We start from the raw sequence: 25,218 nt of genomic DNA, 5'->3' as shown, positions 1-25,218 counted from the left end.
AGGAGGCGGCCGAGGAGGAGGAAGGGGGCGTGCCCGCCGACCGGGAGCCGTCCGCCGGGCGGGTGGTCGCCGTGTGGGGTCCGACCGGTGCCCCCGGTCGCAGCACCCTCGCGATCAACCTGGCGGCCGAGATCGCCCAGGCCGGCACGTCAGCGGTGCTCCTGGACCTGGACACCTACGGAGCCTCCGTGGCGCAGCAGCTCAGCGTCCTGGACGAGGCCCCGGGGCTCGCGGCGGCCGCCCGCGCCTCCGAGCAGGGCGCCCTCGACCGCGCGGGGTTGGCCCGGCTCGCGGTCGAGGTCGCCCCCCGCTTCCGGGTGCTCACCGGCATCCCGACCCCGTCGCGGTGGACCGAGGTGCGTCCGGCCGCGGTGGAGCACGTCATCTCGCTCGCTCGCACCCTGGCCGACGTCGTCGTCATCGACTGCGGCTTCGGGATCGAGGACGACGAGGAGCTGAGCTACGACACCCTCGCGCCGAGACGCAATGCGAGCACCCTGACCGTGCTCGAGCAGGCGGAGGACCTGCTGCTCGTCGGCCGTGCCGACCCGGTGGGGTTGCAGCGGATGGTCCGCGCCGTCCAGGCCGTCGCCGCCGTGCCCTCGCCGGAGCCCCGGCCGGTCGTCAACCGGCTGCGAGCCGCCACCGTGGGGCCGGAGCCGGAACGCCGGGTGGAGGAGGCGCTCGCCCGCTTTGCGGGGCTCGCGGAGATCACCTTCCTCCCCGAGGACGGGGAGGCGGCCGACGCCGCGCTGCTCGCCGGGCAGACCCTCGCGGAGGCCAGGCCGCAGAGCCCCCTTCGCCATGCCGTGGCCGGGGTGGCCGGGAGCTACACGGGCACGGTGCCCCCGCAGCCGAGCGGTCGCCGCCGGTTGTTCTCGCGACGGTGAGGTGAGCGTCACCTCCACCGTCCCGCCCTCGTCGTGCCACCATGTTGCCGTGGTGAGCAGACTCGATCCCCTCGACGCGGCGTTCCTCTATGTCGAGGAGCAGAGCCTCCCGATGCACGTGGGGTCGGTGATGGTCTTCGAGCCGCCGGACGAAGGCTTCGACTACGACCGCTTCATCCGGGTCGTCGGTGACCGGATCGCCGACCACACCCGCTACCGGCAGCGGATCCGCGAGGTGCCGGGGCGGCTGGACAACCCCGTGTGGGTCGACGACCACCGCTTCGACCTCACCTACCACGTGCGGCGCTCCGCGCTGCCACGGCCGGGCACCCCCGCTGCCCTGGAGGAATTCGTCGCCCGCATCATCGCCCGTCCGCTGGACCGGGACCGCCCGCTCTGGGAGGCCTACTTCGTCGAGGGCCTCGAGAACGGGTACTTCGCGATCGTCACGAAGGCGCACCAGGCGATGGTCGACGGTATCCACGCGGTCGACCTCGCCCAGCTGCTGCTGGACCCGGACGCGGTGCCCGTCGACGAACGCGCCGGTGAGCCCGCCCCCGAGCCCTCGGACCTGCGCCTCGTCGCCGACGCGCTCGTCGGGACGATGATGCGACCGGGCAAGGCCGTGCGGTTCGTGCGCAACGGGCTGCGCGACGCGACCGAGACCGGGCGCAGGGTCGTGCAGACGACCGGCCAGGTCGTCAGCACGCTCGCCCAGGTGGGCACCCGGCCCGCGCCGTCGACCCCGCTCAACGCCCCCGTCGGAGGCGCCCGCCGGTACGTCATGGTCGACACCGACCTCGAGGACTATCGCGCGATCCGCAGCCGCCTCGCCCGCGGCCGCTACGCGCAGCACGTGACGATCAACGACGTCGTCCTGGCCACCGTGACGGGTGCGCTGCGCACCTGGATGCAGACCCGTGGCCTGCCCGTGACGAGCACGTCGAGCATCCGGGCGATGGTGCCGGTGAGCATCGTGGACGGGACCGGCGACCCGCTCACCGACCAGGCCATGACGGCCTGCTTCGTCGACCTGCCGATCGGCGAGAACGCCCCCTCGATGCGGCTGCACCAGATCTCCTTCGCCATGCGTCAGCAGATCGAGTCCGCCTCGGCCGAGGGGGTCGACGCCGGTTCGTTGGCCTCCATCGGTGGGTTCGCGCCGCCGACGTTGCACACGCTGGGGGCCCGGCTGGGCAGCGCGATGACCCGGCGGCTGTCCAACCTCGTCGTGACGAACGTCCCCGGCCCGCAGCAGGCGCTGCACGTCGAGGGCTCGCGGCTGCGCGCGGCCTACCCGGTGATGCCCCTCGGGCGCGACCAGGGGCTGTCCATCGGCATGACCTCCTACGACGGCCGGATCCACTACGGGTTGACCGGGGACCGCGCCACCCTGTCCGACCTGGGCCTGCTGGCCCAGTCCATCGAGGAGGCGCTGCTCGAGCTGCGCTCCGCGCCACGTCCGAAGAGGTCCTGATGCGGGTCTACGTCCCACTGCTCCTCACCGACCTCGCCGGTCTGAGGGCCGACGCGACGTTGCCCCGGCGCCCCGCCTTCGGCGTGACCGGGCCGCTGCGTGCCGGCGACCCCGGGGCCGACGAGGAGGAGCTGGAGTTCGAGGCGATGTGCGGCGCCCTCGACGCCGCCCGCGACCTCGGAGCCGGCCGCCGGGCGGTGGCCGCCGCCGACGTCACGGTGTCGCCCACCGGTGATGTGCGGGGAATGCTCGTTGATCCGCTCGAGGTCCCCGTCGGCGACGTCGTCTCCTTCCACGTCGAGGAGGGGCAGGGCCCGGCCGGCACGGGATACGACGACCTGCTCTGGTACGACGTGACGGAGCTCGGGCTGCTCGGCTCCTGACGTGCCCGACCCGCCGCGGCCGCTCAGGTGGTGCGGCGGGCCAGCAGCGTCGCTTCGTCGTCGAAGGCGCCCTCGATGACGGGAGCTGCCGCCCGCTCGATCCTGCCTCCGACGAGGGGCAGCCCGCAGGTGAGGTTCCCGTCGAAGGTGAGCAGCGATCCGTCGCCGTCGGGGGTGAGGGCCGCCCTGCCGGTCATCGACAGCGGCAGTCCCTGCACGGACATCTCCAGCTCCGCGTGCCGTGAGCCGCCCGCGTCGGGGGCCGACCAGGTCTGCCGCTCGGTGATCCGCAGCTCGTCACCGGCCGCGGTCACCACGGCGCGGGGCATGCCCGCGGTCGGCAGAACCCGTTCACCGTCGATGTGGAGCACGTCCCCGTCCTCGCGCAGCGTGGCGGAGGCAGAGGTGCACGCCTCGGCGACCTTGTCCCGCTGGAAGGCCTCCGTGGCGATGACGGCGAAGGCCGACTCGACGTCGACGGGAACGGAGCTGCGGCGGCTGATCCTCATGGTGCCAACGCTAGCGTTCCCCAGCGGACCGCCCGCGCAACGCGGCGGTGCACTCCTGCAGTGCCTGCGAGGCAGTGGCGCACTCCCTGGCCAGGGCGGCGCGTCGCCGACCGAGGGCCGCCAGGCCGGTGTGCAGCCGCTCCTGCACGTGGCGGCGGTTCTCGTCGTCGGCCCGTGCCACCGCGGGATCGGCGACGCCGATGACCCCCCAGCGCTCCCGGACCGTGCCGTCCCGGACCTCCAGGCCGAGGGCGGCTGCCTCGTCCTCGAGGCGTCGCAGCCCGGCGATGGTCGCGGCGAGGTCGGTGGCGTCGGACTGCAGCCGGCGTCCGATCGAGTCCAGGGCCTCGGCCACCCGGGATGACTGGGTCAGGAGGGCACCGACGTGGTGACGCGTCTCCGCCGCATGGGGACCGGTCCACCCCGGCGCGTCCTCGCGCAGCTGGTCCCGTACGGACCGACCGCCGGCATCCACGTGGGATGCGGCGCGGCGCAGCGTGGCAGCCAGCGCGCTCACCGAGGCGGGGTCGCCCCACAGCACGCTCACCGGTGCTCCCGCTGCGGCTCGTGCCCGGTCTCCGCCCCGGCCACGGCGTTGGCCAGCTCACGGCACGAGGTGGCGACCTCCCGGAGCGCCTCGAGCGCGTCGTCGACGAGGTCGTCGACCCGGCCCTGCACGCTCCGGTCCCCGAGGAGGACCTGCTGCTCGAGGAGCTCGGCGTCGGCTCGGCCGACGCCCTCCGCCATGCGGGAGAGGGCCGTCGCGAGGGGCGCGAGGTGCTCGTGACGGGAGGAGTCGGGCATGACCAGCCAGCCTATCGGCAGCCCCGACGGGGTGTTGTCGTCATCCACACCGGGCCGATCGTGTGATGCAGGTCTCGTGGCGATACGCTCGGGTCGCTGGGGACGGCGAGGTCCCCACGCGTGACCCGCGAGATGCATGAATGAGGATGCCCACCCATGGCTGACCTGCCAGTGACCGCCGACGACACCGCACGATCCATCGCCCGGGCCGCCGAGCTCGCCGGCTCCGACGCCCCCTTCGTCGAGCGGTACCTGCGTGACGTGGACGTCACCACCGTCGCCGGGAGGTCACCGCAGGACCTCCTCACGATGGCGACCACCCACCGGGAGCTGGCCCGGCAGCGACGCGCCGGGGAGCCGGTCGTGCAGCTGCGTGAGGACACGCTCTTCGCCGTCACCGAGGACCGTCCCTTCCTCGTGGACTCCGTCCTCGGGAGGCTGGGGCAGGAGGGGATCACCACCTTCCTGCTCGTGCACCCGGTCTTCGTCGTCGAGCGCGACGGGGAGGGGCACCTGGCAGAGGTGCTCGACCTGGACCCCCGCAGGGAGCTGCCGCCCGGGACGGTGCGCGAGTCCTGGATCCGGGTCGAGCTGAGCCGCCCGACCGACCCGGAGGGCACCGTGCAGGGGATCCGCGAGGTGCTGCTCGCGGTCACCCGGACCGTCGAGGACTGGGAGCCGATGCGCGAGGCCATGCTGGCGCTCGCCGACCGGCTCGCCGACGGCGACGGCGTCTGCGACCCCGAGGACCAGGCAGCGGGTGCCGAGTTCCTCCGGTGGCTCGTCGAGGACAACTTCACCTTCATCGGCAGCCGGGACCACGTGGTCGAGGACTCCGAGGGGGGCGGGACCACGGTGAGCGCCATCCGCGGGAGCGGTCTCGGCGTGCTGCGCGACGACGACGCGGCCGAGGCGATCACCCCGCTCGGCAGCGGCGAGTCGGCCCAGCACCGGGAGTGCGTGACGATCGGCAAGTCCAGCGAGGTGCTGCCCGTGCACCGCGTCGGCCACCCCGACCTGATCGCGGTGCGCGTCCGTGACGGGGAGCGGGTCATCGAGACCCGCTTCGCCGGCCTCTTCTCCTCCACCGCCTACACCGGCTCGGTGCTGACGATCCCGCTGATCTGCGACAAGGTGGCCGAGGTCCTCGAGCGGGGCGGCTGGGCGAAGGAGAGCCACTCCGGCGCCTTCGTCATGCGGCTGCTCGAGGGCCTGCCGAGGGACGAGCTCTTCCAGGCGCCCGTGGACCACCTCTTCGACATGGTCCACCGGGTCCAGCAGATGTCGAACCAGGTTCGCACGGTGAGCTTCCTGCGGGTGGACTCCGGCGGCCAGTTCGTCACGGCGATGGTCTACCTGCCCCGGGACCGGTACACGACGGCGGTGCGCAGCCGCGTGGAGGACGTCCTGCGGGACGGGACCGGCGCCGACGAGGTGAGCTACTCGGTCCACGTCTCCGAGGAGCCGATGGCCCGCATCTACTGCGTGCTGCGCTCGACGTCGGGGATCCGGCTGCCCGAGGGCGAGGCCCGTGTGGACCTGGAGGCCAAGCTGGCCGATGCCACCCGCAGCTGGGACGAGCGCCTCCTGGACGCGGCCCAGACGGTCTTCGGCTCGGACCGGGCACGGGAACTGCTGGCGCCGTGGGTGGACGCCTTCCCGCTGGACTACACCGAGGACTTCGCCCCGCACCAGGCGGTCGCCGACCTGCGGAACGTCCTCACGCTCGGGGAGGACACACCCGTCGGCTGCGCCCTCTACGACCCCGGCCGGGGCCACGGCAGCCCCGACCCGCACGTGCGGCGGTTCAAGATCTTCAGCATCGAGGAGCTGACCCTCGACGAGCTCATGCCGATGTTCGCCGACCTCGGCGTGCAGGTCGTCGAGGAGGAGCCCTACACCCTCACCCGACGTGACGGCCGGACCGCGGAGGTCTACGACTTCGCGATGCGCATGGAGGACGCCTCCCTCTGGGAGTCCCACTCCCACGAGGACCTGCGCGAGCTCGTCGAGTCGACCGTGCTCGCGGTGCGTGCGGGGGCCACCGAGTCCGACGGGTTCAACGCGCTGGTGATCCGAGCCGGCCTCACCTGGCGCGAGGTCGCCCTGCTGCGTGCCATCGCCCGGTACATCCGTCAGATCGGCGGCACGTGGGACCAGAGCAGCATCGAGGCCGCGCTCGTGGGGAACCACGAGATCGCCCGGGACGTCGTGGCCCTCTTTCGCGCGCGCTTCGACCCCGAGCTCTTCGACGGCGTCGCCGGCAGCGACCGGGACGAGGCCCAGGAAGAGGTGCGCCGGCGCATCCGCACCGCGTTGGAGGACGTCGCCTCCCTCGAGCACGACCGGATCGTGCGCGCCTTCGTCGACGTGGTCGGCGCCATGCTGCGCACCAACTACTACGCGGTCGACGACGCCGGCGAGCCCCTGCCGAGGATGTCCTTCAAGATCGTGCCCGGCGAGGTGCCGGACATGCCGCTGCCGCACCCCGCCTTCGAGATCTGGGTGCACAGCCCGCAGCTCGAAGGGGTCCACCTGCGGTTCGGCGCGGTGGCACGAGGAGGGCTGCGCTGGAGCGACCGGCGTGACGACTTCCGCACCGAGGTGCTCGGCCTGGTCAAGGCGCAGATGGTCAAGAACGCCGTCATCGTGCCGACCGGTAGCAAGGGTGGCTTCTTCGCCAAGAACCTGCCGGACCCGGCGGTGGACCGCGACGCCTGGCAGCAGGCCGGGAGGGCGGCCTACACGCAGTTCATCTCCGGCATGCTCGACGTGACCGACAACCGGGTGGGCGAGGACGTGGTCCCTCCCTCCGGCGTGGTCCGCCACGACGGCGACGACTCCTACCTCGTGGTCGCCGCCGACAAGGGCACCGCGTCCTTCTCGGACCTGGCCAACTCGATCTCCCGGGAGTACGGCTTCTGGCTCGACGACGCCTTCGCCTCCGGTGGGTCGGTGGGCTACGACCACAAGGGCATGGGCATCACCGCACGCGGTGCGTGGGAGTCGGTCAAGCGCCACTTCCGCGAGCTCGACCTCGACACGCAGACCGAGGACTTCACGGTCGTCGGCATCGGCGACATGAGCGGGGACGTCTTCGGCAACGGGATGCTGTGCTCGGAGCACATCCGGCTCGTCGCGGCCTTCAACCACCTCCACGTCTTCATCGACCCGAACCCGGACGCCGCCACCTCGTACGCCGAGCGGCGCCGGCTCTTCGAGCTGCCCCGCAGCTCGTGGGGCGACTACGACGAGAGCCTCATCAGCGAGGGTGGCGGGGTCTGGTCCCGCAGCGCCAAGTCGGTCCCGGTCAGCGAGCAGGCCGCCCACGCCCTCGGGTTGTCCGGGCCGACCTCGATGACCCCCAACGAGCTGATCCACCAAGTGCTGCAGGCGCCGGTCGACCTGCTCTGGAACGGCGGCATCGGCACCTACATCAAGGCCGGCACCGAGACCGACACCGAAGTCGGGGACCGCGCCAACGACGCGATCCGCGTCGACGGCTCGATGATCGGTGCCCGGGTCGTCGGCGAGGGCGGCAACCTCGGTGCCACCCAGCGAGGCCGGATCGAGGCCGCCGAGAAGGGCGTGCAGATCAACACCGACGCCGTCGACAACTCCGCCGGCGTGGACACCTCGGACCACGAGGTGAACATCAAGATCCTCCTCGGCGGGGCGGTCCGTGACGGGCGGCTCGACGAGCCGGGCCGCGTGGAGCTGCTCGCGTCGATGACCCACGAGGTCGCCGCGCAGGTGCTGCGCGACAACTACAAGCAGAACGTCCTGCTCGGCAATGCCCGCGCCCAGGACGGGGACATGCTCGCGGTCCACGAGCGGCTCATGGAGTCCCTCGAGGAGCGGGGCGAGCTCGACCGCGAGCTGGAGTTCCTGCCGAGCACGTCGGAAGTGCACCGTCGCATGGAGCAGGGTCGCGGTCTCTCGTCACCCGAGCTGGCCGTGCTCATGGCCTACTCCAAGCTCGTGCTCAAGGACGACCTCGTCGAGAGCGATCTGCCCGACGACCCTGCGACCGCACGGCAGCTGTCGGGGTACTTCCCGACGCCGCTGCGCGAGCGCTTCGCCGACCAGCTGGAGACCCACCCCCTTCGTCGGGAGATCGTGACCACAGCGGTGGCCAACGACATCGTCAACCGGGGAGGGATCACCTTCGTCCACCGGGCCGGGGAGGAGACGAGCGCGACGCCGGCGCAGGTGGCGCGGGCCTTCCTCGTGTGCCGTGAGGTCTTCGGCCTGGACGACTTCGTCGGGCAGGTCGAGGCCCTGGACAACGTGGTGCCGACCGCCATCCAGACCCGCCTCTACCTGAACTTCCGCCGGCTGATGGACCGCTCGGTGCGGTGGTTCCTCTCCGCCCGCCCCGGCCGGGTCCACGTCCTGGAGGAGATCGAGCGCTTCGCCGCGGTGTCCTCGCTGACGCCGAAGGTGCCCGACATGCTGCGCGGTTCCCAGGCCGAGCGCTTCCGCAGCTCCGCGGAGGAGTTCGTGCAGCAGGGCGTCCCTGCGGAGCTGGCCCGTCACGCGGGGGTGCTGCTCGACCAGTTCTCGCTGCTGGACATCGTCGACATCGCCCACGACACGGGGATGCCTGCGGAGTCGGTCGCGGAGACCTACTTCACCCTCTCGGAGACCTTCGGCATCGACGAGCTGCTCATCCTCGTGACCCGGTTGCCGCGGGAGGAGCAGTGGGACGCCCTCGCCCGCGGCGCCCTCCGTGACGACCTCTACGCCACCCTGCAGACCCTGACCCGGTCGGTCCTGGCCCGCGAGGGCGAGCACCCGCAGGCGCAGCTGGAGGAGTGGTCGCGGGAGCACGACGAGTCCCTGGAGCGGGTGCGCTCCCAGCTCTCCGGGATCCGGCAGCTGGCCAGGCCCGGCATCGCCGCGCTCTCGGTCGCGCTGCGCACGCTGCGCTCGGTGACCAGGTAGGGGGCATCCGGATGTCTTCCGTGACACGGCCCGGGAACGGCGACGACTACAGCCTGCGCGTGCGCACCCTCGCGGACTTCCTGCGCATCACCCCGGGCCTGACCGTCGAGGACGCGGAGGCGTTGCACCTGCTGGTCGAGGACTGGCACATCATCGCCGACCTGGCCTTCAGCGACCTCGTGCTGTGGCTGGAGCAGGAGGACGGGTGGGTCGCCGCCGCGCACACCCGGCCCGGCACCGCCCCGATGGTCTTCGTCGAGGACATCATCGGCCAGCAGCCCGCGCCCACCTTCGGTGACCTCGTCGAGGAGGCGGCCCACGCCGACGGGCCGGTCCCGCACCGGGTCCGGGAGCGCGGGCAGGACCTGATCCGGGAGAGTGCCACACAGGTTCGCCGCGGCGGCCGCGTCGTCGCGGTCCTCAGCGTCCACGACGTGGGCTCCAGCGAGCAGATGCACACCAGGCTGGAGGGCAACTACGTCACCCTCAGCGACGACCTCCTGACGATGGTCACCGACGGCACCTGGCCGATCGCGGGCACCTCGAGCGGGGCCCGGACGGGCTCGCCCCGGGTGGGTGACGGCGTCATCCGGCTCGACGTGTCGGGCACGGTGCGCTACGCCTCGCCCAACGCGATCAGTGCCATCCGCCAGCTCGGACACCAGGGGCGCGTCGAGGGGCAGGTGCTCCTGCACCTGCTGACCGCGCTCACCGACCACGACTCGCAGCTGGACGAGGGGATGTCGCTCGTCGCCATGGGCCGGGCACCGTGGCGCGCGGACATGACGGTGGGGGAGTCGGCACTCGCCGTCCGGGCGATCCCCCTCGTGCGGGACCGCTCCCGTGCGGGGGCGCTGATCCTGCTCCGCAACGTCTCGGCGCTACGGCGCCGGAGCGACGAGATGATGACCAGGGACGAGACCATCCGGGAGATCCACCACCGGGTGAAGAACAACCTGCAGACCGTCGCCGCCCTGCTGCGGATGCAGGGCCGCCGCCTCCCCGAGGGTCCCGCGCGGGGCGCGCTCGCCGAGTCCGAGCGCCGCATCGGGGTCATCGCGATGATCTACGAGGCGCTGAGCACCGGTTTCGCCCAGGCGCTCGATTTCGACGAGGTGGCCCGCCGGGGACTGCAGGCGATCGTCGAGGTGGCCAGCACGCAGGACGGGATCGAGTCCCGCCTCACGGGCAGCTTCGGGATGATGCGGGCCGAGGACGCCACCTCCGTGGGGCTCATCCTCTCCGAACTGGTCCAGAACGCCGCCGAGCACGGGGTCCCGAACGGCGGTCGCATCTACGTCGAGGCCGAGCGCACCGGGCACGAGGCGGGCGGGGAGATCCTGCGGGTCTCGGTCGTCGACGACGGTCCCGGGCTGCCCGCCGGTTTCCGTCCCAGCCGCGCCGGTCTCGGGACCCGGATCGTCACCTCCATGGTCCACGACCTCGGTGGCCAGATCCGGTGGGACGATGCCGCGCCGACAGGCACGCGGGTGCGCTTCAGCGCCCGGCTGCGCCCCCTCGAGAGCTGACCGGCCCGACAATGACGAAACCGCCTCCGAGCGGATGCTCGGAGACGGCTCTGCAGCGGGGCCGGGGTGCTCAGCCGGCGCGGCGGGCGCGGGCCTTCCGGCGCTTGAGCGCACGGCGCTCGTCCTCGGACATACCGCCCCAGACACCCGCGTCCTGTCCGGACTCGATGGCCCACTGCAGGCAGGTGTCGATCACTTCGCACCGGCGGCAGACCTTCTTGGCCTCCTCGATCTGGGCGATCGCGGGGCCGGTGTTGCCGATCGGGAAGAAGAGCTCTGGATCCTCGTCCAGGCAGGCTGCGCGGTCGCGCCAGTCCATAGGGGTCGTTCTCCTTGTGGGGTCGGGGGGTCGTGCGTCAGCGGGTCCGAAGCATGCTCCACGCCGCGCACAAGGCTCCAAGATACCGTGCACCTGCCAAACGGGATAGGGGGTCGTGGTTGTTCCCGAGGCGTGTCATGGGTCACCTAGAGTGCTCTGGTGTCCCTCTCGCCCGTACCGCTGAGTCCCTCCTCCGCCGTCCGTCTGGCAGGCGGCGTCATCGCCCTGGAGGCCCTGCTCCTGTTCCTGGCGGCGGCGTCCTACCTCGTCGAGCTCGTCTCCGGGAAGGCCACCGAGGCGAGCATCGCGTGGATGTCACTCGTCGTCTGCATCGTCTTCGCGGCACTGCTCGCCGTCGTGGCCGGGGGCTGGTTCACCGGCCGTCGCTGGCCGCGTACCCCGACGATCGTGTGGAACCTGCTGCTCCTGCCGGCCGCCTGGACCCTCGGCACGACCGAGGGGGCGCTCGTGGGGGTCGGCCTGGCGGCACTGGCCGTCATCGGCATCGTCGCGGCGGCCGCTGCGCCCTCGCCCGACCTGCCCGACACGACCCTGTGAGGTGAGCATGTTCGACGTCGTCGAGGCGGGGATCGCCTCCCTTCGCCATGCCCTGGAGGAGGGGGAGGTCACCAGCCGAGAGCTCGTGACCGCCTATCTCTCCCGGATCGGGACCTACGACCGCGACGGGATCCGGCTGAATGCCGTCGTCGTGCCGAACCCGGACGCGCTCGAGGAGGCCGATGCCTCCGACCGGCGCCGGGCTGAGGGCCGCCTCCGGGGGCCCCTGGAGGGCATCCCGTACACGGCCAAGGACTCCTACCTGGCCACCGGCCTGACCTGCGCGAGCGGCTCGCCCGCCTTCGCGGAGCTGGTCGCCCAGCGTGACGCCTTCACGATCTCCCGGCTGCGCGCCGCGGGCGCGGTGCTCATCGGCCTGACCAACATGCCGCCGATGGCCGACGGCGGGATGCAGCGCGGGGTCTACGGCCGCGCCGAGAGCCCCTACAACGCCGACCACCTCACGGCGGCCTTCGCCTCCGGCTCCTCGAACGGCTCCGGTACCGCCACGGCCGCGAGCTTCGCCGCCTTCGGTCTCGGGGAGGAGACCTGGTCCTCCGGGCGGGCACCGGCGAGCAACAACGCGCTGTGCGCCTACACCCCCTCCCGTGGGGTGATCTCGGTCCGTGGGAACTGGCCGCTCACGCCGTCGATGGACGTCGTCGTCCCGCACACCCGGACCATGGCCGACCTGCTCGAGGTCCTCGACGTCATCGTGGCCGACGACCCGGACACGACCGGCGACCTGTGGCGCACCCAGCCGTGGATCCAGGTCCCCGCCGCCTCGCAGGTCCGCCCGGCGTCCTACCCCGCCCTGGGCGCGGCGGGCACCGGAGCCCTCGCCGGCCTGCGGCTCGGTGTCCCGCGGATGTACCTGGGTACCGACGAGGAGGCCGGCACCGGGCAGGGCATCGGGGGGCCGACGGGGGAGCGGATCACCGTGCGGCCGAGCGTGCTGGACCTCTTCGCGGCCGCCCGGGCCGACCTCGAGGCCGCCGGCGCCGAGGTGGTCGAGACCGACTTCCCGGCCGTGTCGAACTATGAGGGAGATCGGGCCGGGGCACCGACGATCGCCACCCGTGGCCTCGTGCCCGAGGGGTACCTGACCGAGGAGTTGGGAGCCCTGGCCACGTGGGGCTGGGAGACCTTCCTGCGAGCCAACGGCGACCCGCACCTGCACCGGCTCGCCGACGTCGACGGCGCGGCGATCTTCCCCCACCCCGAGGGGGCGCTGCCGGACCGCTACGGCGCCTTCGAGGGGGACCTCGCCGAGCACGTCACCCGGGCCCGCGAGGAGGGCGTGGTCGAGGACGTCACCACCCTGCCGATGCTCGAAGGGGGACTGCGCGGCCTCGAGGAGACCCGCCGGGTCGACCTCGAGGAGTGGATGGACGGGCGCGGGCTCGACGCCGTCATCTTTCCGGCGGTCGCGGACGTCGGCCCGGCGGACGCCGACGTCGACGAGGCCTCGGCGGACCTCGCCTGGCGCAACGGGGTGTGGGTGGCCAACGGCAACCTCGTGCCCCGCCACCTCGGCATCCCGACCGTGACCGTGCCGATGGGCACCATGGCCGACATCGGCATGCCGGTGGGGCTGACCTTCGCCGGGCGCGGGTGGGACGACAACCGGCTGCTGACGATCGCCGCCGCCTTCGAGGCGACCGGGCGGCGACGGACCGAGCCGCCACGGACCCCACGCCTGGGGTGAGTCGCGCCGGCAGCCGCTCGCGGTCACGCGGCGCGCCCACCGGGCGCGACCGGCAGGGCCACCTGGACCTCCCGGGCGCTCCCGCCGAGGACGAGGTGGCCCCGTCCCGGAAAGCGGGGCAGCGGTGGCAGGCGCATCCCGAAGGGATCGCCGTCGCTGCGGTTGCTCGGCTGGAGCAGCAGCCCCGACCGGCCCCGGGCGACCTCGGCGACGAGCCCGCGGACGGAGGTGGCGGCGAGGGGGGAGGAGGAACCGACGACGACCCCGCGGTCCGCGTCGACCCGGCGCACGACCTCGCGGAGCACGTCGCTGACGGGGGCGTCCTCGAGCCGGTCGAGGTCGTCGACGAGCACGGCCAGCTCGGGATGTCCCCGACGCAGCTCGAGCAGCTGCTCGCGGTCGTGGGGAGCGAGCACGTGCAGCCCTGCGGTGCCGGCGGCTGGGTGGTCCTCCGTGACGAGGGCGACCGGGACGCCGACTCCGCCGAGCCCCTGGGCGAGCACGGCGAGTGCGCTCGAGCGGCCGCTGCCGGGCGGCCCGCAGACGAGGAGGCGACGCTGCCGGCTCGTCTGCCAGCACAGGGTCTCCCCGCCGCAGCCGCCCACACCCACCGGGATCCGCCCCGGCGACGGTGGGGCGAGTGCCCCTGCCGCGACCCGCTCGGGCAGGGGCGTGACGGTCCACGGCAGGTTCGCGGACCCGCCCTCCTCGCTCGGCGCGGTGCTGGCGGGGACGGCCGCGGGCGGATCGACGGGATCGGGCAGGGCCACCTGGACGAGGTCACCTCCGGGCATCACCCGCCCCCGGCCGGGGATCGGGGGTCCGGTCAGGTCGTCCCGGGTGAGCCCCACGAGCGCGGCGTCGCCACGGTCGGCCAGGTGCAGGACGAGCCGGTTGGGCACGAGCGAGCCGATCCGACCGCCGAGCAGCTCCCGCCCGCCGGTGAGGAGCAGACGCACCCCGACGGCGGTGCCCTCCCGGGCCACGGCCTCCAGCCGGTCGGTCGGCTCCACCGGGTCCACCGTGCCGGTGGGGCGCAACCGTCCCCAGCCGTCGACGGCGACGAGCAGGTGGGGTGGCGGGGGCGAGGCCGTGGTTCCTTGCTCCCAGGCCTCCCACCACGCCTCGAGGGTCGGGTGCCCGGCCTCGCGGGCGGCGCCCCGCCGGAGCCGGACCTCCTCCTCCAGCCGGTCGAGGAAGCGCCGCAGCACCGGCGGGTCGCTCCCGTCGATGATGCTGCCGACGTGGGGGAGTCCGGCGAGCCGGGCGAGCCCGGCGGAGCCGTCCCCGAGCACCTGGACGTGGACCCGCTCGGGTGGGAAGGCACCGGCGGCCGCGCCCACGACGGCCGCCAGCGTCGTGGTGCGTCCGGTGCCCGGGCCACCGATGACCATCCAGCTGCCCTCCGCCGGTGACCACCGCAGCGGGACCTGCCGCTGCTCCGCGGGCCGGTCCCGGATGCCGAAGGGGGCGCCCCCTTCGTCCGCGGCGTGGCCGGGGATGTCCCCGTGTGCCAGTACGTGTGGGAGGGGAGGCAGCCACGGACGGTGCGGGGTGGCCGTCCCGAGCTCCGCTGCGGCCTTCGTCAAGGTCACCGCCAGCCGGTGCAGGTCGCTGGGCCCGGCATCGGCGGGATCGGGTGCCGGCGGCCACGGCCTACCGACGTCGCGCACCCGAAGGCCCTGCTCGCGCGAGCCGGCGCGCCCGGCCACCCGCCCCGTCTGGAAGGCGCGCGCCGGCCCGCCACCCGTGCGGGCCAGCGCCCGGCCCGGCGCGTCCTCCGGGAGGGTCACCGCGTCGCGGGAGCCGATGACGTCCTCGCTGTCGGCGCGGTCGCGCACGCGCAGCGCGATCCGCAGGTTGACGTTCGCACGGATGTCGGCCGAGACGATGCCGCCGGGTCGCTGGGTGGCGAGGACGAGGTGCACGCCCAGCGATCGGCCCACGGTGGCGATGCGCATGAGGTGGCCGAGGGCCTCGGGCTGCTCCTCGGCGAGGACCCGGAACTCGTCCACGACGATCATCAGCCGCGGCAGGGGAGGGCCCTCGTGGGCGTCGACGTCGGCGGCCCCGGAGGCGGCCAGCAGGTGCTCGCGCCGGGTGAGCTCCGCGTCGAGGCTCGTCAGCGCGCGCCGGGTCTGCGTCTCGTCGAGGTCGGTGAGGACGCCGACGGTGTGGGGGAGGTCCGTGCAGTCGGCGAAGGCGGCGCCGCCCTTGTAGTCCACGAGCACGAAGGAGATCTCCTCCGGCGTCAGGTGCAGTGCCAGGGAGGCCACCCAGGTCTGGAGGAACTCCGACTTGCCGGCACCGGTGGTCCCGGCGACGAGGGCGTGCGGTCCGTCCCGACGCAGGTCGATCCCGACGACCTCGTCGCCCCCGGCCCCGACGGGAACCGCGAGGTCGACCGGTGCCCGGGGCCGGGACGACCACTGGCGGCGCACCGCACCGACGTCGTCGGGGTCGACACCGATGAGGTCGAGGAGGCGGGTGCTCGTCGGCAGCGCCCCGCCGGCGGCGGAGGGGGTGGCGTCCCGCAGCGGGAGCAGCGCGTCGACGAGCCGGTGGGCCCAGCCGGCTCCCACACCGTCGACGGTGCACCGGGCCGCCCCCTCGCCGGCGACCCGGACGGTGGCGGTGTGGCCCTCCAGCAGGACGACGGCGCCCGCCTCGTGCGGGAGCTGGTCGGGCGAGTCCGCCAGGGCGATGAGGCGCGGGCCGTCCCCACCCGCCGCGTCGAGGAGGGTGCGCAGGTTGCCGTCGGTGCGCCAGCGGTCGACCTCGTCGACGACGACGACGGTGTCCTGCGCCGGTCGCTGCTCGCTCTCGGACGCCTCCCGGGCGTTCGCGGCCAGGGCCGCGAGCAGGGCGCCGACGTCGCCGGGCTGCACCGCGGCCCGGGCGGACCCCGGCACGTCCTCGTGCTCCCGCAGGTGGACCAGTCCGGCGAAGGGGGCCGGCCAGCCCCCTTCGCCCGCGACCACCGCCAGGCGCAGGACGCGCGGGGAGTGCAGCACGACGAGCTGGGACAGCAGGTGCCGGGCCAGGCGGTCACGTACCGGGCGGGGGCCGGCGATGCCGAGCACACCCGTGGCGGACAGGTCCAGAACGATCGGCACCCGGGAGACCACCGGGTGCTCCCGCTCACCGGACCCGTGCCGGACGGTCGTGCGGGACGGGGCATCGCCCAGACCGATGCGCAGGTCGAGGTGCTCCTCGTGGTCCCGGTGGCGCTGCCACAGCCGGGGGCCGTCGCCCCTCGCGGCGTCGAGGAGGGCGACGGCGTCCGGGGCCGCGCGCAGGCGGGCGCGGCGCTCCACCGCGAGGGCGAGCTCCAGCCGGTGGGCCGCCTCCCGCGAGTCGAGGCGCCACTGCGCGTGCGCGGCGCGGTGCTCCCGCCGGCTCCCGGTCCGGTCGGTGACGGTCGAGGCGAGGACGAGCACCGGGGTCATCAGGCACAGCAGGAGCATCCGCGGCCCGAGGACCAGTGCCATGACCGCGGCGATCGGCAGCGGCGCGAGGACCATCACCCACGGGATGGGCCGGCGGCGCGGCGGTCGCGGCTCCTCGGGCAGTGTCAGGGTCGGCATGGCCAGGGGGTCGGGCACGTGTGGCACCGGGCTGACCGCGAGGGTCCCGCGACCGGTCGGGCGTCGCCGCGAGGGCAGGGTGGTGGTCCGTCCCAGGACGAAGGTGGTCCGCCCGGCACGGAGGCAGTCCCCGACCCGCATCCGGGCACCCGCCTGCGGCAGGGGGTCCGCGCCGAGGGTGGTCCCATTGGTCGTGGCGAGGTCCTCGACGAGGACGCCGTCGCGGTCCACCGTCAGCCGGACGTGCTCGCGGGAGAGGGTGTCGTCCTCGAGCACGGCGGAGGCCTCGCCGCCGCGCCCCACGACGTGCCGGCCGTGGGTGAGCAGCACCTCCCGGCCGCTGTCCGGGCCGGCCACGGAGACGAGGCGCAGCGGCGCCGTCGGCGGTGGCGTGACCCGCCCGGCGGTGCCCAGGACCAGGGCCGCCCCGTCCAGCAGGGGCGGCCGGCCGACCCGCAGCTCCGGCGAGGCCGGGAGGCCCCCGATGCGGGTCACGGTGTCCGTGGGGCGGCCCAGCACCGTCAGCAGGTCATCGAGCGTGTGGTGCTCCTCGGCGCGGACCTCGATGGGGCGCTCGTCCCCCGTGGCCGCGTCGACGATGGTCAGCTGCAGGAGCATGGCGGCCACGGTAGGCAGCAGTGGTCCACCCGTGCCGGGAGTTGTCCACAGGGATGCTTCACGGGCCCGGTCGGAGGGGCCTGTGGATTCTCGAGATGCGAGCCGCCCCGAAATCAGTAGCGTGCTGCTCCTCGGGGGAGCCCACGGGCCCCTCCACGCCACAGGAGACTCCGAGGGGGAGCCCCATGAACGCCGTCGAGACGGTCGAGAGCGAGGTCCGCGAGCTCATCCGCCGCACCGGGGTGGACCCGGTCCGTGAGTCCGAGCAGGTCGCGGGCCTCGTGCGTGCGGCGGTCGAGGACTACGACGAGCGCAGCCTGCGCGGCGGGATGCCGGTGCTCGCCGACTCCGAGGCCGCCGTGAAGTCGGTGTTGGACACCGTCGCGGGCTTCGGGCCGCTGCAGCGCTACCTCGACGACCCGCTCGTGGAGGAGATCTGGATCAACTCCCCGAGCCAGGTCTTCATCGCCCGGGACGGGGTGGCCGAGCTCACCCCGACCGTGCTCAGCGAGGAGCAGGTGCGCGACCTCGTGGAGAAGATGCTCAAGCCCTCCGGCCGAAGGATCGACCTCAGCACCCCCTTCGTCGACGCCACCCTGCCGGACGGCAGCCGGCTGCACGTGGTCATCCCCGACGTGACGAGGGAGCACTGGGCGGTCAACATCCGCAAGTTCGTCGTCAAGGCCAACCGGCTCGAGGACCTGGTCGGGCTCGGGACGCTCACCCCCCAGGCGGCCGCCTTCCTCGGGGCTGCCGTCGCCGCCGGGCTGAACATCCTCGTCGCCGGTGGGACCCAGTCGGGGAAGACCACGCTGCTCAACTGCCTCTCGGCTGCCATCCCGCCGCGCGAGCGCGTCATCACGTGCGAGGAGGTCTTCGAGCTGAAGATCCCGATGCGCGACGTGGTCTCCATGCAGTGCCGCCAGTCCAGCCTCGAGGGCACCGGCGAGGTTCCGCTCCGGCGCCTGGTCAAGGAGGCGCTGCGGATGCGCCCGTCACGGATCATCGTCGGTGAGGTCCGGCAGGCGGAGAGCCTCGACCTGCTCATCGCCCTCAACAGCGGCCTGCCGGGGATGTGCACAGTGCACGCGAACTCTGCGCGCGAGGCGGTGACCAAGATGTGCACGCTGCCGCTCCTGGCGGGCGAGAACATCGGATCCCGCTTCGTGGTGCCGACCGTGGCCGGGTCCATCGACCTCGTCGTGCACGCCGCCCTGGAGGGCGACGGGGTGCGCCGCGTGCGGGAGATCGTGGCCCTGCCGGGTCGGGTCGAGACCGACGTCGTCGAGACGAGCGACATCTTCACCACCCGGGACGGGCGGCTCGTACGGGCCGAGGGATACCCGCCCCACCGGCAGTGGTTCCGGCGGGCCGGCTACGATCTCGCGGCTCTGCTGGCGGGTGCTGGGTCATGACGGGCGTCGCGCTCGGGGGACTCCTCGGCCTGGGCCTCTTCCTCATCTGGTGGTCGGCCTGGCCGCGCGAGGAGAAGGAGCGCCGGTCGGGGGAGGCGCGGGCGCTGCGCCGCCTGCGGGACGACCTGGGCCAGGCCGGGTACCGGGGGATCGGCCCGACGGGACTGCTCACGTCGTCCGCGCTCGCGGGCCTGCTCGTGCTGATCACCGTCACGGCTCTGACTCGTGTACCGGCCATCGCCGCGTGCTTCGGGGCGATGGCCGCGTGGGCGCCGGTCGCCGTCGTGCGGATGCGGGCCCGCTCCCGCAGGGCGCAGCTGCGCGACCTCTGGCCCGACGCGGTGGACAACGTCACCTCGGCCGTGCGCGCCGGCCTGGCGTTGCCGGAGGCGCTCGCCCAGCTCGCAGTCCGCGGACCGGAGGAGCTGCGGCCCGCCTTCCGTGAGTTCGCCTCCGACTACCGCACCACCGGTCGCTTCGGGACCGCCCTCGACGGCCTCAAGGAGCGCCTCGCAGATCCGATCGGGGACCGGCTCGTGGAGTCGCTGCGGATCGCCCGGGAGGTCGGAGGCACCGACCTCGGTGGCCTGCTGCGGACCCTCTCGGCCTTCCTGCGGGAGGACGCCCGCACCCGCAACGAGCTCGAGACCCGCCAGTCCTGGACGGTGGGCGCCGCCCGGCTGGCGGTCGCCGCGCCCTGGCTCGTGCTGGCGATGCTCGCCTCTCGGCCGGAGTCGGTGCGGGCCTACGACACCGCGACCGGGGCGCTGGTCCTCGCCGTCGGCGCCGCCGTGAGCATCGCGGCCTACCGCGTGATGGTGCGCATCGGCCGGCTCCCGGAGGAGGAGCGGGTGCTGAGATGACCGACCTCGTCCACCAGATCGGCCTCGCCCGCAGCGGCGCAGTGCTCGGCCTCGTGCTGGCCCTCGGCGTCGTGCTGATCCTGCGTGGGCTGCCCCGTCACCGACGGGCCACGTTGGAGGAACGGATGGCCCCGTACCTGCGTGACACGCCACTCCCTTCGCGGCTGCTCGCCCGCGAGGAGCTCCCGCTGACCGCGATCATCCCCGCGGTGCTGCGGCCGGTGATCCGGGACATCGGCGTGCGGGTGGAGCGGGTGCTCGGCGGGACCAGCTCGGTCCGCCGCCGGCTGGTGCGTGCGGGGAAGGAACCGGACACCGACCAGTTCCGCGCCGAGCAGGTGCTGCTCGGACTCGGCGGGGGCGTCATCGGAGGCCTGCTCGGCCTCGTCCTCGTCACGGGACAGGGCCGCTCACCCGTCTTCCTGCTCGTGCTCACCGCCCTCGGCTTCGGCATCGGTGTCGTCGTGCGCGACACGCTGCTCACCGGCCAGGCCGAGCGTCGGGAGGCGCGCATGCTCGCCGAGTTCCCCACCGTCGCCGAGCTGCTCGCGCTCGCCGTCGGGGCGGGGGAGAGTGCCCCCGGCGCCCTGGAGCGGGTGGTGCGACTCTCGGAGGGGGAGCTCTCCGACGAGCTCGGCCGCTGCTTGGCCGACGCCCGAGCCGGAGCCAGCCTGCCCTCGGCCCTGCAGGGTCTCGCCGAGCGCACCGGGCTGGTCTCGCTGGCGCGGTTCGTCGACGGGATCATCGTCGCCGTGGAGCGCGGCACACCCCTCGCGGACGTGCTCCGGGCCCAGGCGCAGGACGTCCGCGAGGAGGGACGCCGCCAGATCATGGAGGCCGGCGGCAAGAAGGAGATCGCGATGATGATCCCCGTCGTCTTCGGGGTCCTTCCGATCACCGTGGCCTTCGCACTCTTCCCGGGGCTGGGCTTCTTCCAGTTCCAGATGTGACCACCGGACCACGCCACACCCACGAAGAAGGAGACACACCATGACCGACCCGCTCATCAAGGCACACCTGCGGTGCTCCGAGAAGATCCGGGCCGCCGCATCCCGCCTCGGAGACGAGACGGGTGACGTCCCGGGCTGGGTGCTGATCACCCTGATGACGGCTGCGCTGGTCACCGGGATCTGGGCCATCGCGGGGGAGCAGCTCAAGGGCCTCTTCGAAAGCGCCATCAACGGGGTGACGGGGCCGGACGCGGTGCACGAGTGAGGGGCGTCCCCGGGCTGGCGGAGGACGGCGGCTCCGCGGTGGTCGACTTCACGCTGACCTCCGCGCTCCTGTTGTTCGTCTTCATGGCCGTCTTCCAGCTGGGCCTGACACTGCACGTGCGCAACACGCTCGTCTCGTGCGCCGCCGAGGGCGCCCGGTACGGGGCGCGGGAGGGCGCCTCGCCGGCGCAGGGCGCGCAGCGCACCCGGGACCTCGTGACGCGGACCCTGTCCTCGCGGTTCGCGGGCGACGTCACCACGAGTACCGACACGACCGCGGCCGGTGTGCGGGTCGTGGTCGTCTCGGTCGACGCCCCGATCCCGATCATCGGGCCGTTGGGCCCGGACGACGGGCTGCACGTGCGCGGCCGAGCCTTCGCCGAGTCGCAATGAGCATCCGGGGACGCCTGCGCGACGAGGACGGCACCGCGGTCGTCGAGTTCGTCTGGCTCGCGATGGTGCTGCTCATCCCGCTCATCTACCTCGTGCTCTGCCTGGCGCGGGTCCAGGCCGGGTCCTACGCCGTCACCCAGGCCGCCCGGGAGGCGGGCCGCGCCTTCGTCACGGCCACGGACGAGGGCCACGCCGACGCCCGCTCCCACGCGGCCGCGGACATCGCCTTCGCCGACCAGGGCTTCGACGGCAACGGCCGGCTGCGCATCTCCTGCAGCGCGTCCCCGTGCCTGGCCCCGGGAGGGTCGGTCACGACCCGAGCCACCGTGTCGGTGCCGCTTCCCCTGCTGCCCGAAGCCGTCCGCGGAGCCGTCCCGCTGGAGGTGCCCGTCTCGGCGACGCAGGTCTCCCCGGTGCCCCGGTACGAGGCACGATGAGCACCCTTCGCCGCCGGCTGCGCGAGGACCGGGGCCAGCTGTCCGTGCTCATCCTCGGGCTGACCGTCATCGCGATGACGCTGATCATCGGTGGCCTCGCCGTCACCTCGGTGCACATCTCCCGGATGCGCCTGCTTGACGCCGCCGACGCGGCCGCCCTGGCGGCGACCGACGAGGGCGCCCGACGGATCTACGACGAGGGCCTCGGCACCGACCTGCCTCTGGACGACGCGCTCGTGCAGCAGACCGCCGCCGAGCACCTCGCCTCCCGTGGACGGCCGCACGGCCTCGAGGCGTGGTCCGTGGCACCGGGTACCGGCAGTCCCGACGGGCGCACCGCAGTCGTGCGGCTGACCGCAGAGGCCGACCTGCCGCTCGTCGGCGGCCTCCTGGAGTCCCTCGGTGGTTCCGTCACCGTGACCGTGGAGTCCCGGGCCAGGGCGGCCGTGCGCACCGCCCCGTGACGAGGTCGTGACGAGCCACCCTCCCGATCCTTCTCGCCGGGTGACACGATGAGCCCCGGAGAGTGCCGATGGCCGGCAGGAGGCATGCACGTGGAGCACGACGAGCGACCCGGGGACGGACCCGCGCAGGAGCCCGCCACCGAGGACGTACCGCTCGAGGAGTCCGCCGACGCGCCGGCCGAGGACCACCCGCCCGTCGAGGACCCCCCACCGGCCGAGGAACCGGCCCGGCCCACGGAGGCGGCGCAGCCCCCTTCGCCCCAGCCCCCGCCGCCCGTGCCGGAAGGCAACACCAGGGTCGTGCAGGCCGCGGACGGGAGCGTGGCTCCCGCGGTGGCCCTCCCGGGCCAGCCGAGCATCCCCGTCGACGAGCTCGGTGAGGCCGACCGGCTGCACGAGCACCCCGAGGAGCGCGAGATCGGACGGGTCCACCTGACCCCCACCCTTACCCTGCTCCTCGGCGCCGCCGCGGGGATCGTGGCCATCGCCGGGCTGCGCTCGGTCGCCTCGATCGTCGCGCCGACCTTCCTGGCGATCACGCTGATCATCGCCTTCTACCCCGTGTACAAGCTCGTGCGCCGGCTGCTCTTCGGGCCGATCGCGGCGCTGTTGCTCATCGTGCTGCTCTACGGGACGCTCGCCTTCCTCGGCTACTCGCTCGTCGTCACGGCCACCGAGTTCGCCAACGAGCTGGGCAAACCGAGGTACGCGGACACCTTCACCGCCTTCATCCAGGACGGGCGCCGCCAGCTGCTGGAGTGGGGCGTCAACGACGCCCAGATCAACAACGCGATCAGCCAGCTGGACCTGCAGAGCCTCACCGGGGTCGCGCGCTCCCTCGCGGACACCCTCACCGGCCTGACGACGACGATGATCTTCCTGCTCACCGTGATGATCTTCCTCGTCATGGACGCCGGCGGCGTCGCGGGGCGCATGGACACCCTCCACCTGCACAAGCCCGACCTGGCCGACGCCCTCGTCGACTTCGGGCTCCGGGTGCGCAAGTACTGGATCGTCTCGACGATCTTCGGTGTCATCGTCGCCGTCATCGACTACGGCGCCCTCCTCTGGCTCGAGGTCCCGCTCGCGCTGACCTTCGGCTTCCTCGCCTTCGTGACGAACTACATCCCCAATGTCGGCTTCGTCATCGGCCTCGTCCCGCCGGCCTTCCTCGGCCTGCTCTCCGGAGGGGTCTCGACGATGCTCTGGGTGATCGGGGTCTACGCGGTCTCGAACTTCGTCATCCAGACGATCCTGCAGCCGAAGTTCACCGGCGACGCGGTCGGGATCAACGCCACGACCGCCTTCCTGTCGCTGATCTTCTGGTCCTACGTCTTCGGTGCTCTCGGTGCGCTGCTGGCCATCCCCTTCACGCTGCTGGTCAAGACCGTCCTCATCGACCGTGACCCGCGGGCCCGGTGGATCAACCAGTTCATCGCGAGTGACCCCCGGGACGACCGCAGCGCCCAACCGGTGTGACCGGGCGGCGACGCCGCCCACCCCCCCCCCGCGGCCGAAGGGGGTGACCCCGCCCTGACGTAAAGTGGCCTCCCGTGAGTGTTGACTTCGACTCCGAGATCCAGAACCTGCGTACCACCATGCAGTCGGTGCGCGATGTGGTCGACCTCGACAAGCTCGAGCAGGAGATCCACGACCTGGAGCAGCAGTCGGCCGCCCCCGACCTGTGGGACGACCCGGACAGCGCGCAGAAGGTGACCTCCGCGCTCTCGAGGGCCAACTCCGAGCGCGACCGGATCCGGTCCATGGACGCCCGCGTCGACGACGTCGAGGCGCTCGTGGAGCTCGGGCGCGAGGAGGGGGACGCCGAGAGCCTCACCGAGGCCGAGGCCGAGCTCGGTACGCTCGCCAAGGACATCAGCCGGCTCGAGGTGCGCACGCTGCTCTCGGGCGAGTACGACGAGCGTGAGGCCGTCGTGACCATCCGCGCCGGCGCAGGGGGAGTGGACGCGGCCGACTTCGCCGAGATGCTCATGCGGATGTACCTGCGCTGGGCGGAGCGGCACGGCTACCCGACCAAGGTCCTCGACACCTCGTACGCGGAGGAGGCCGGGCTGAAGTCGGCCACCTTCGAGGTGCAGGTCCCGTACGCCTACGGGCACCTGACGGTCGAAGGGGGCACCCACCGTCTGGTGCGGATCTCCCCCTTCGACAACCAGGGGAGGCGCCAGACCTCCTTCGCGGCGGTCGAGGTGGTGCCGGTCATCGAGAGCACCGACCACATCGAGATCCCCGACAACGACCTGAAGGTCGACGTCTTCCGCTCCTCCGGGCCCGGCGGCCAGTCGGTCAACACGACCGACTCGGCGGTGCGGATGACCCACATCCCGACCGGGATCGTGGTCTCGATGCAGAACGAGAAGTCCCAGATCCAGAACCGGGCCGCCGCGCTGCGTGTCATGCAGTCCCGGCTGCTGCTGGCCAAGCGGGCCGAGGAGGCCGCCGAGCGCAAGGAGCTCGCCGGTGACGTCAAGGCCAGCTGGGGGGACCAGATGCGCTCCTACGTGCTCAACCCCTACCAGATGGTCAAGGACCTGCGGACCGGCCACGAGACGGGCAACCCCTCCGCGGTCTTCGACGGCGAGATCGACGAGTTCATCGAGTCCGGGATCCGCTGGCGCATCGAGCAGGCCAAGATCGAGGAGTAGATCTTCCGCAGCGGGTGTCGAGAACTCGCCGTCGACTCCGACCCCGGGGTGCAGCGACCAGAATGGGTCGCATCGACCGAGGAGAGAGACGATGGCCAAGTACCTGCTGCTCAAGCACTACCGCGGTGCCCCCACCGAGCCCGACTTCGTGCCCATGGAGGAGTGGACGCCCGACGAGGTGTCGGCCCACGTGCAGTTCATGAACGACTTCGCGGACTCGCTCGTCGAGACCGGGGAGTTCGTCGACTCCCAGGCGCTCTCCGAGGAGGGCATGTGGGTTCGTTTCGACGGTGATGGCAGGCCCCCGGTCACCGACGGCCCCTTCGCCGAGACCAAGGACCTCGTCGCCGGCTGGATGATCATCGACGTCGACAGCCGCGACCGCGCCCTCGAGCTCGCGGGCCGACTGTCCGCTGCCCCCGGGGCCGGCGGGCGGC

General features: G+C 73.0%; 22 protein-coding genes. 17 read left to right on the top strand and 5 right to left on the bottom strand.

All coding sequences use genetic code 11. The features are described from left to right. The 3 genes from JCO01S_RS12625 to JCO01S_RS12615 form a co-directional block, all read left to right on the top strand. A partial coding sequence (locus JCO01S_RS12625; protein ID WP_157074611.1) for a CpaE/TadZ family protein occupies positions 1-890 on the top strand: 890 nt, incomplete at its 5' end. 52 nt (positions 891-942) lie between these two features. Then, positions 943-2,367, top strand: coding sequence for a WS/DGAT/MGAT family O-acyltransferase (locus JCO01S_RS12620; RefSeq protein WP_068256261.1), 1,425 nt, complete (start codon positions 943-945; stop codon positions 2,365-2,367). Next, positions 2,367-2,750, top strand: coding sequence for a DUF6912 family protein (locus JCO01S_RS12615; RefSeq protein WP_068256257.1), 384 nt, complete (start codon positions 2,367-2,369; stop codon positions 2,748-2,750). Before JCO01S_RS12620 ends, JCO01S_RS12615 begins: the two co-directional genes overlap by 1 nt. A 23-nt stretch (positions 2,751-2,773) precedes the next feature. On the opposite strand, the gene JCO01S_RS12610 is transcribed toward JCO01S_RS12615, so the two are convergent. The 3 genes from JCO01S_RS12610 to JCO01S_RS12600 are packed head-to-tail and all read right to left on the bottom strand — an operon-like array spanning position 2,774 to position 4,063. Continuing rightward, positions 2,774-3,259, bottom strand: coding sequence for a DUF2505 domain-containing protein (locus JCO01S_RS12610; RefSeq protein ID WP_068256253.1), 486 nt, complete (start codon positions 3,257-3,259; stop codon positions 2,774-2,776). Between the two features lie 10 nt (positions 3,260-3,269). Then, entirely contained in the window at positions 3,270-3,806 is a 537-nt protein-coding gene (locus JCO01S_RS12605; RefSeq protein ID WP_068256250.1) for a hypothetical protein, read from the bottom strand. Then, the gene (locus tag JCO01S_RS12600; protein WP_157074609.1) at positions 3,803-4,063 is read right to left on the bottom strand and encodes a hypothetical protein; all 261 of its coding nucleotides are present in this window, start codon (positions 4,061-4,063) and stop codon (positions 3,803-3,805) included. Before JCO01S_RS12600 ends, JCO01S_RS12605 begins: the two co-directional genes overlap by 4 nt. Before the next feature lie 156 nt (positions 4,064-4,219). Here JCO01S_RS12600 and JCO01S_RS12595 point away from each other — a divergent pair, with 156 nt between their 5' ends. Both JCO01S_RS12595 and JCO01S_RS12590 read left to right on the top strand, forming a co-directional pair. Further along, positions 4,220-9,010: an NAD-glutamate dehydrogenase gene (locus tag JCO01S_RS12595; protein WP_068256243.1), complete on the top strand. Its 4,791-nt coding sequence runs from the start codon at positions 4,220-4,222 to the stop codon at positions 9,008-9,010. A gap of 20 nt (positions 9,011-9,030) precedes the next feature. Next, entirely contained in the window at positions 9,031-10,539 is a 1,509-nt protein-coding gene (locus tag JCO01S_RS12590; RefSeq protein ID WP_245634438.1) for a sensor histidine kinase, read from the top strand. Between the two features lie 70 nt (positions 10,540-10,609). Here JCO01S_RS12590 and JCO01S_RS12585 read toward each other — a convergent pair whose 3' ends face one another. Continuing rightward, positions 10,610-10,858: a WhiB family transcriptional regulator gene (locus JCO01S_RS12585; RefSeq protein ID WP_068256240.1), complete on the bottom strand. Its 249-nt coding sequence runs from the start codon at positions 10,856-10,858 to the stop codon at positions 10,610-10,612. Positions 10,859-11,017: 159 nt separating this feature from the next. On the opposite strand from JCO01S_RS12585, the gene JCO01S_RS12580 reads away from it, so the two are divergent. Beyond that, entirely contained in the window at positions 11,018-11,416 is a 399-nt protein-coding gene (locus JCO01S_RS12580) for a hypothetical protein (RefSeq protein WP_068256237.1), read from the top strand. A 1-nt stretch (position 11,417) separates the two neighbouring features. Beyond that, complete coding sequence (locus JCO01S_RS12575) at positions 11,418-13,124, top strand: amidase (RefSeq protein ID WP_218002274.1); 1,707 nt, start codon at positions 11,418-11,420, stop codon at positions 13,122-13,124. Positions 13,125-13,147: 23 nt separating this feature from the next. Here JCO01S_RS12575 and JCO01S_RS12570 read toward each other — a convergent pair whose 3' ends face one another. Then, positions 13,148-17,329 (bottom strand): FtsK/SpoIIIE domain-containing protein, encoded by a 4,182-nt coding sequence (locus tag JCO01S_RS12570; protein ID WP_157074608.1) that lies wholly within the window; start codon positions 17,327-17,329, stop codon positions 13,148-13,150. 185 nt (positions 17,330-17,514) lie between these two features. Between JCO01S_RS12570 and JCO01S_RS12565 the strand changes: the two genes are divergently transcribed. The 10 genes from JCO01S_RS12565 to JCO01S_RS12520 all read left to right on the top strand — a co-directional run. Next, positions 17,515-18,744: a TadA family conjugal transfer-associated ATPase gene (locus JCO01S_RS12565; protein WP_068256230.1), complete on the top strand. Its 1,230-nt coding sequence runs from the start codon at positions 17,515-17,517 to the stop codon at positions 18,742-18,744. Then, positions 18,741-19,607 carry a type II secretion system F family protein gene (locus tag JCO01S_RS12560; RefSeq protein ID WP_068256227.1) on the top strand — a complete coding sequence of 289 codons (867 nt, stop codon included), beginning with the start codon at positions 18,741-18,743 and terminating at the stop codon, positions 19,605-19,607. The genes JCO01S_RS12565 and JCO01S_RS12560 overlap by 4 nt, the downstream gene beginning before the upstream one ends. Further along, the gene (locus JCO01S_RS12555) at positions 19,604-20,557 is read left to right on the top strand and encodes a type II secretion system F family protein (RefSeq protein ID WP_174521075.1); all 954 of its coding nucleotides are present in this window, start codon (positions 19,604-19,606) and stop codon (positions 20,555-20,557) included. Before JCO01S_RS12560 ends, JCO01S_RS12555 begins: the two co-directional genes overlap by 4 nt. Before the next feature lie 40 nt (positions 20,558-20,597). After that, complete coding sequence (locus tag JCO01S_RS12550; protein WP_245634437.1) at positions 20,598-20,822, top strand: hypothetical protein; 225 nt, start codon at positions 20,598-20,600, stop codon at positions 20,820-20,822. Further along, the gene (locus JCO01S_RS12545) at positions 20,819-21,214 is read left to right on the top strand and encodes a TadE/TadG family type IV pilus assembly protein (RefSeq protein ID WP_084342898.1); all 396 of its coding nucleotides are present in this window, start codon (positions 20,819-20,821) and stop codon (positions 21,212-21,214) included. The genes JCO01S_RS12550 and JCO01S_RS12545 overlap by 4 nt, the downstream gene beginning before the upstream one ends. After that, the gene (locus JCO01S_RS12540; RefSeq protein WP_068256224.1) at positions 21,211-21,651 is read left to right on the top strand and encodes a TadE/TadG family type IV pilus assembly protein; all 441 of its coding nucleotides are present in this window, start codon (positions 21,211-21,213) and stop codon (positions 21,649-21,651) included. Before JCO01S_RS12545 ends, JCO01S_RS12540 begins: the two co-directional genes overlap by 4 nt. Further along, positions 21,648-22,115: a pilus assembly protein TadG-related protein gene (locus JCO01S_RS12535; RefSeq protein ID WP_068256222.1), complete on the top strand. Its 468-nt coding sequence runs from the start codon at positions 21,648-21,650 to the stop codon at positions 22,113-22,115. Before JCO01S_RS12540 ends, JCO01S_RS12535 begins: the two co-directional genes overlap by 4 nt. 84 nt (positions 22,116-22,199) lie before the next feature. Continuing rightward, entirely contained in the window at positions 22,200-23,594 is a 1,395-nt protein-coding gene (locus tag JCO01S_RS12530) for an AI-2E family transporter (protein WP_068256219.1), read from the top strand. Positions 23,595-23,668: 74 nt separating this feature from the next. Then, complete coding sequence (gene prfB / locus JCO01S_RS12525; RefSeq protein ID WP_068256217.1) at positions 23,669-24,781, top strand: peptide chain release factor 2; 1,113 nt, start codon at positions 23,669-23,671, stop codon at positions 24,779-24,781. Between the two features lie 91 nt (positions 24,782-24,872). Next, positions 24,873-25,218, top strand: a 346-nt coding sequence (locus tag JCO01S_RS12520; RefSeq protein WP_068256214.1) for a YciI family protein, incomplete at its 3' end; no start/stop codon positions are given.

Source organism: Janibacter corallicola NBRC 107790, from assembly GCF_001570965.1.
Classification (GTDB): Bacteria; Actinomycetota; Actinomycetes; order Actinomycetales; family Dermatophilaceae; genus Janibacter; species Janibacter corallicola.
Note: the sequence above shows the minus strand (reverse complement) of the source record. Positions and strands in the feature narration are given on the sequence as shown.

Excerpts from the sequence above, each read along its gene's own strand:
- JCO01S_RS12530 (WP_068256219.1), top strand. The coding sequence starts at position 22,200 with ATGCACGTGGAGCACGACGAGCGACCCGGGGACGGACCCGCGCAGGAG.
- JCO01S_RS12585 (WP_068256240.1), bottom strand. The coding sequence starts at position 10,858 with ATGGACTGGCGCGACCGCGCAGCCTGCCTGGACGAGGATCCAGAGCTC.
- JCO01S_RS12570 (WP_157074608.1), bottom strand. The coding sequence starts at position 17,329 with ATGCTCCTGCAGCTGACCATCGTCGACGCGGCCACGGGGGACGAGCGC.
- JCO01S_RS12550 (WP_245634437.1), top strand. The coding sequence starts at position 20,598 with ATGACCGACCCGCTCATCAAGGCACACCTGCGGTGCTCCGAGAAGATC.
- JCO01S_RS12615 (WP_068256257.1), top strand. The coding sequence starts at position 2,367 with ATGCGGGTCTACGTCCCACTGCTCCTCACCGACCTCGCCGGTCTGAGG.
- JCO01S_RS12565 (WP_068256230.1), top strand. The coding sequence starts at position 17,515 with ATGAACGCCGTCGAGACGGTCGAGAGCGAGGTCCGCGAGCTCATCCGC.
- JCO01S_RS12560 (WP_068256227.1), top strand. The coding sequence starts at position 18,741 with ATGACGGGCGTCGCGCTCGGGGGACTCCTCGGCCTGGGCCTCTTCCTC.
- JCO01S_RS12555 (WP_174521075.1), top strand. The coding sequence starts at position 19,604 with ATGACCGACCTCGTCCACCAGATCGGCCTCGCCCGCAGCGGCGCAGTG.
- JCO01S_RS12595 (WP_068256243.1), top strand. The coding sequence starts at position 4,220 with ATGGCTGACCTGCCAGTGACCGCCGACGACACCGCACGATCCATCGCC.
- JCO01S_RS12600 (WP_157074609.1), bottom strand. The coding sequence starts at position 4,063 with ATGCCCGACTCCTCCCGTCACGAGCACCTCGCGCCCCTCGCGACGGCC.
- JCO01S_RS12540 (WP_068256224.1), top strand. The coding sequence starts at position 21,211 with ATGAGCATCCGGGGACGCCTGCGCGACGAGGACGGCACCGCGGTCGTC.
- JCO01S_RS12535 (WP_068256222.1), top strand. The coding sequence starts at position 21,648 with ATGAGCACCCTTCGCCGCCGGCTGCGCGAGGACCGGGGCCAGCTGTCC.
- JCO01S_RS12610 (WP_068256253.1), bottom strand. The coding sequence starts at position 3,259 with ATGAGGATCAGCCGCCGCAGCTCCGTTCCCGTCGACGTCGAGTCGGCC.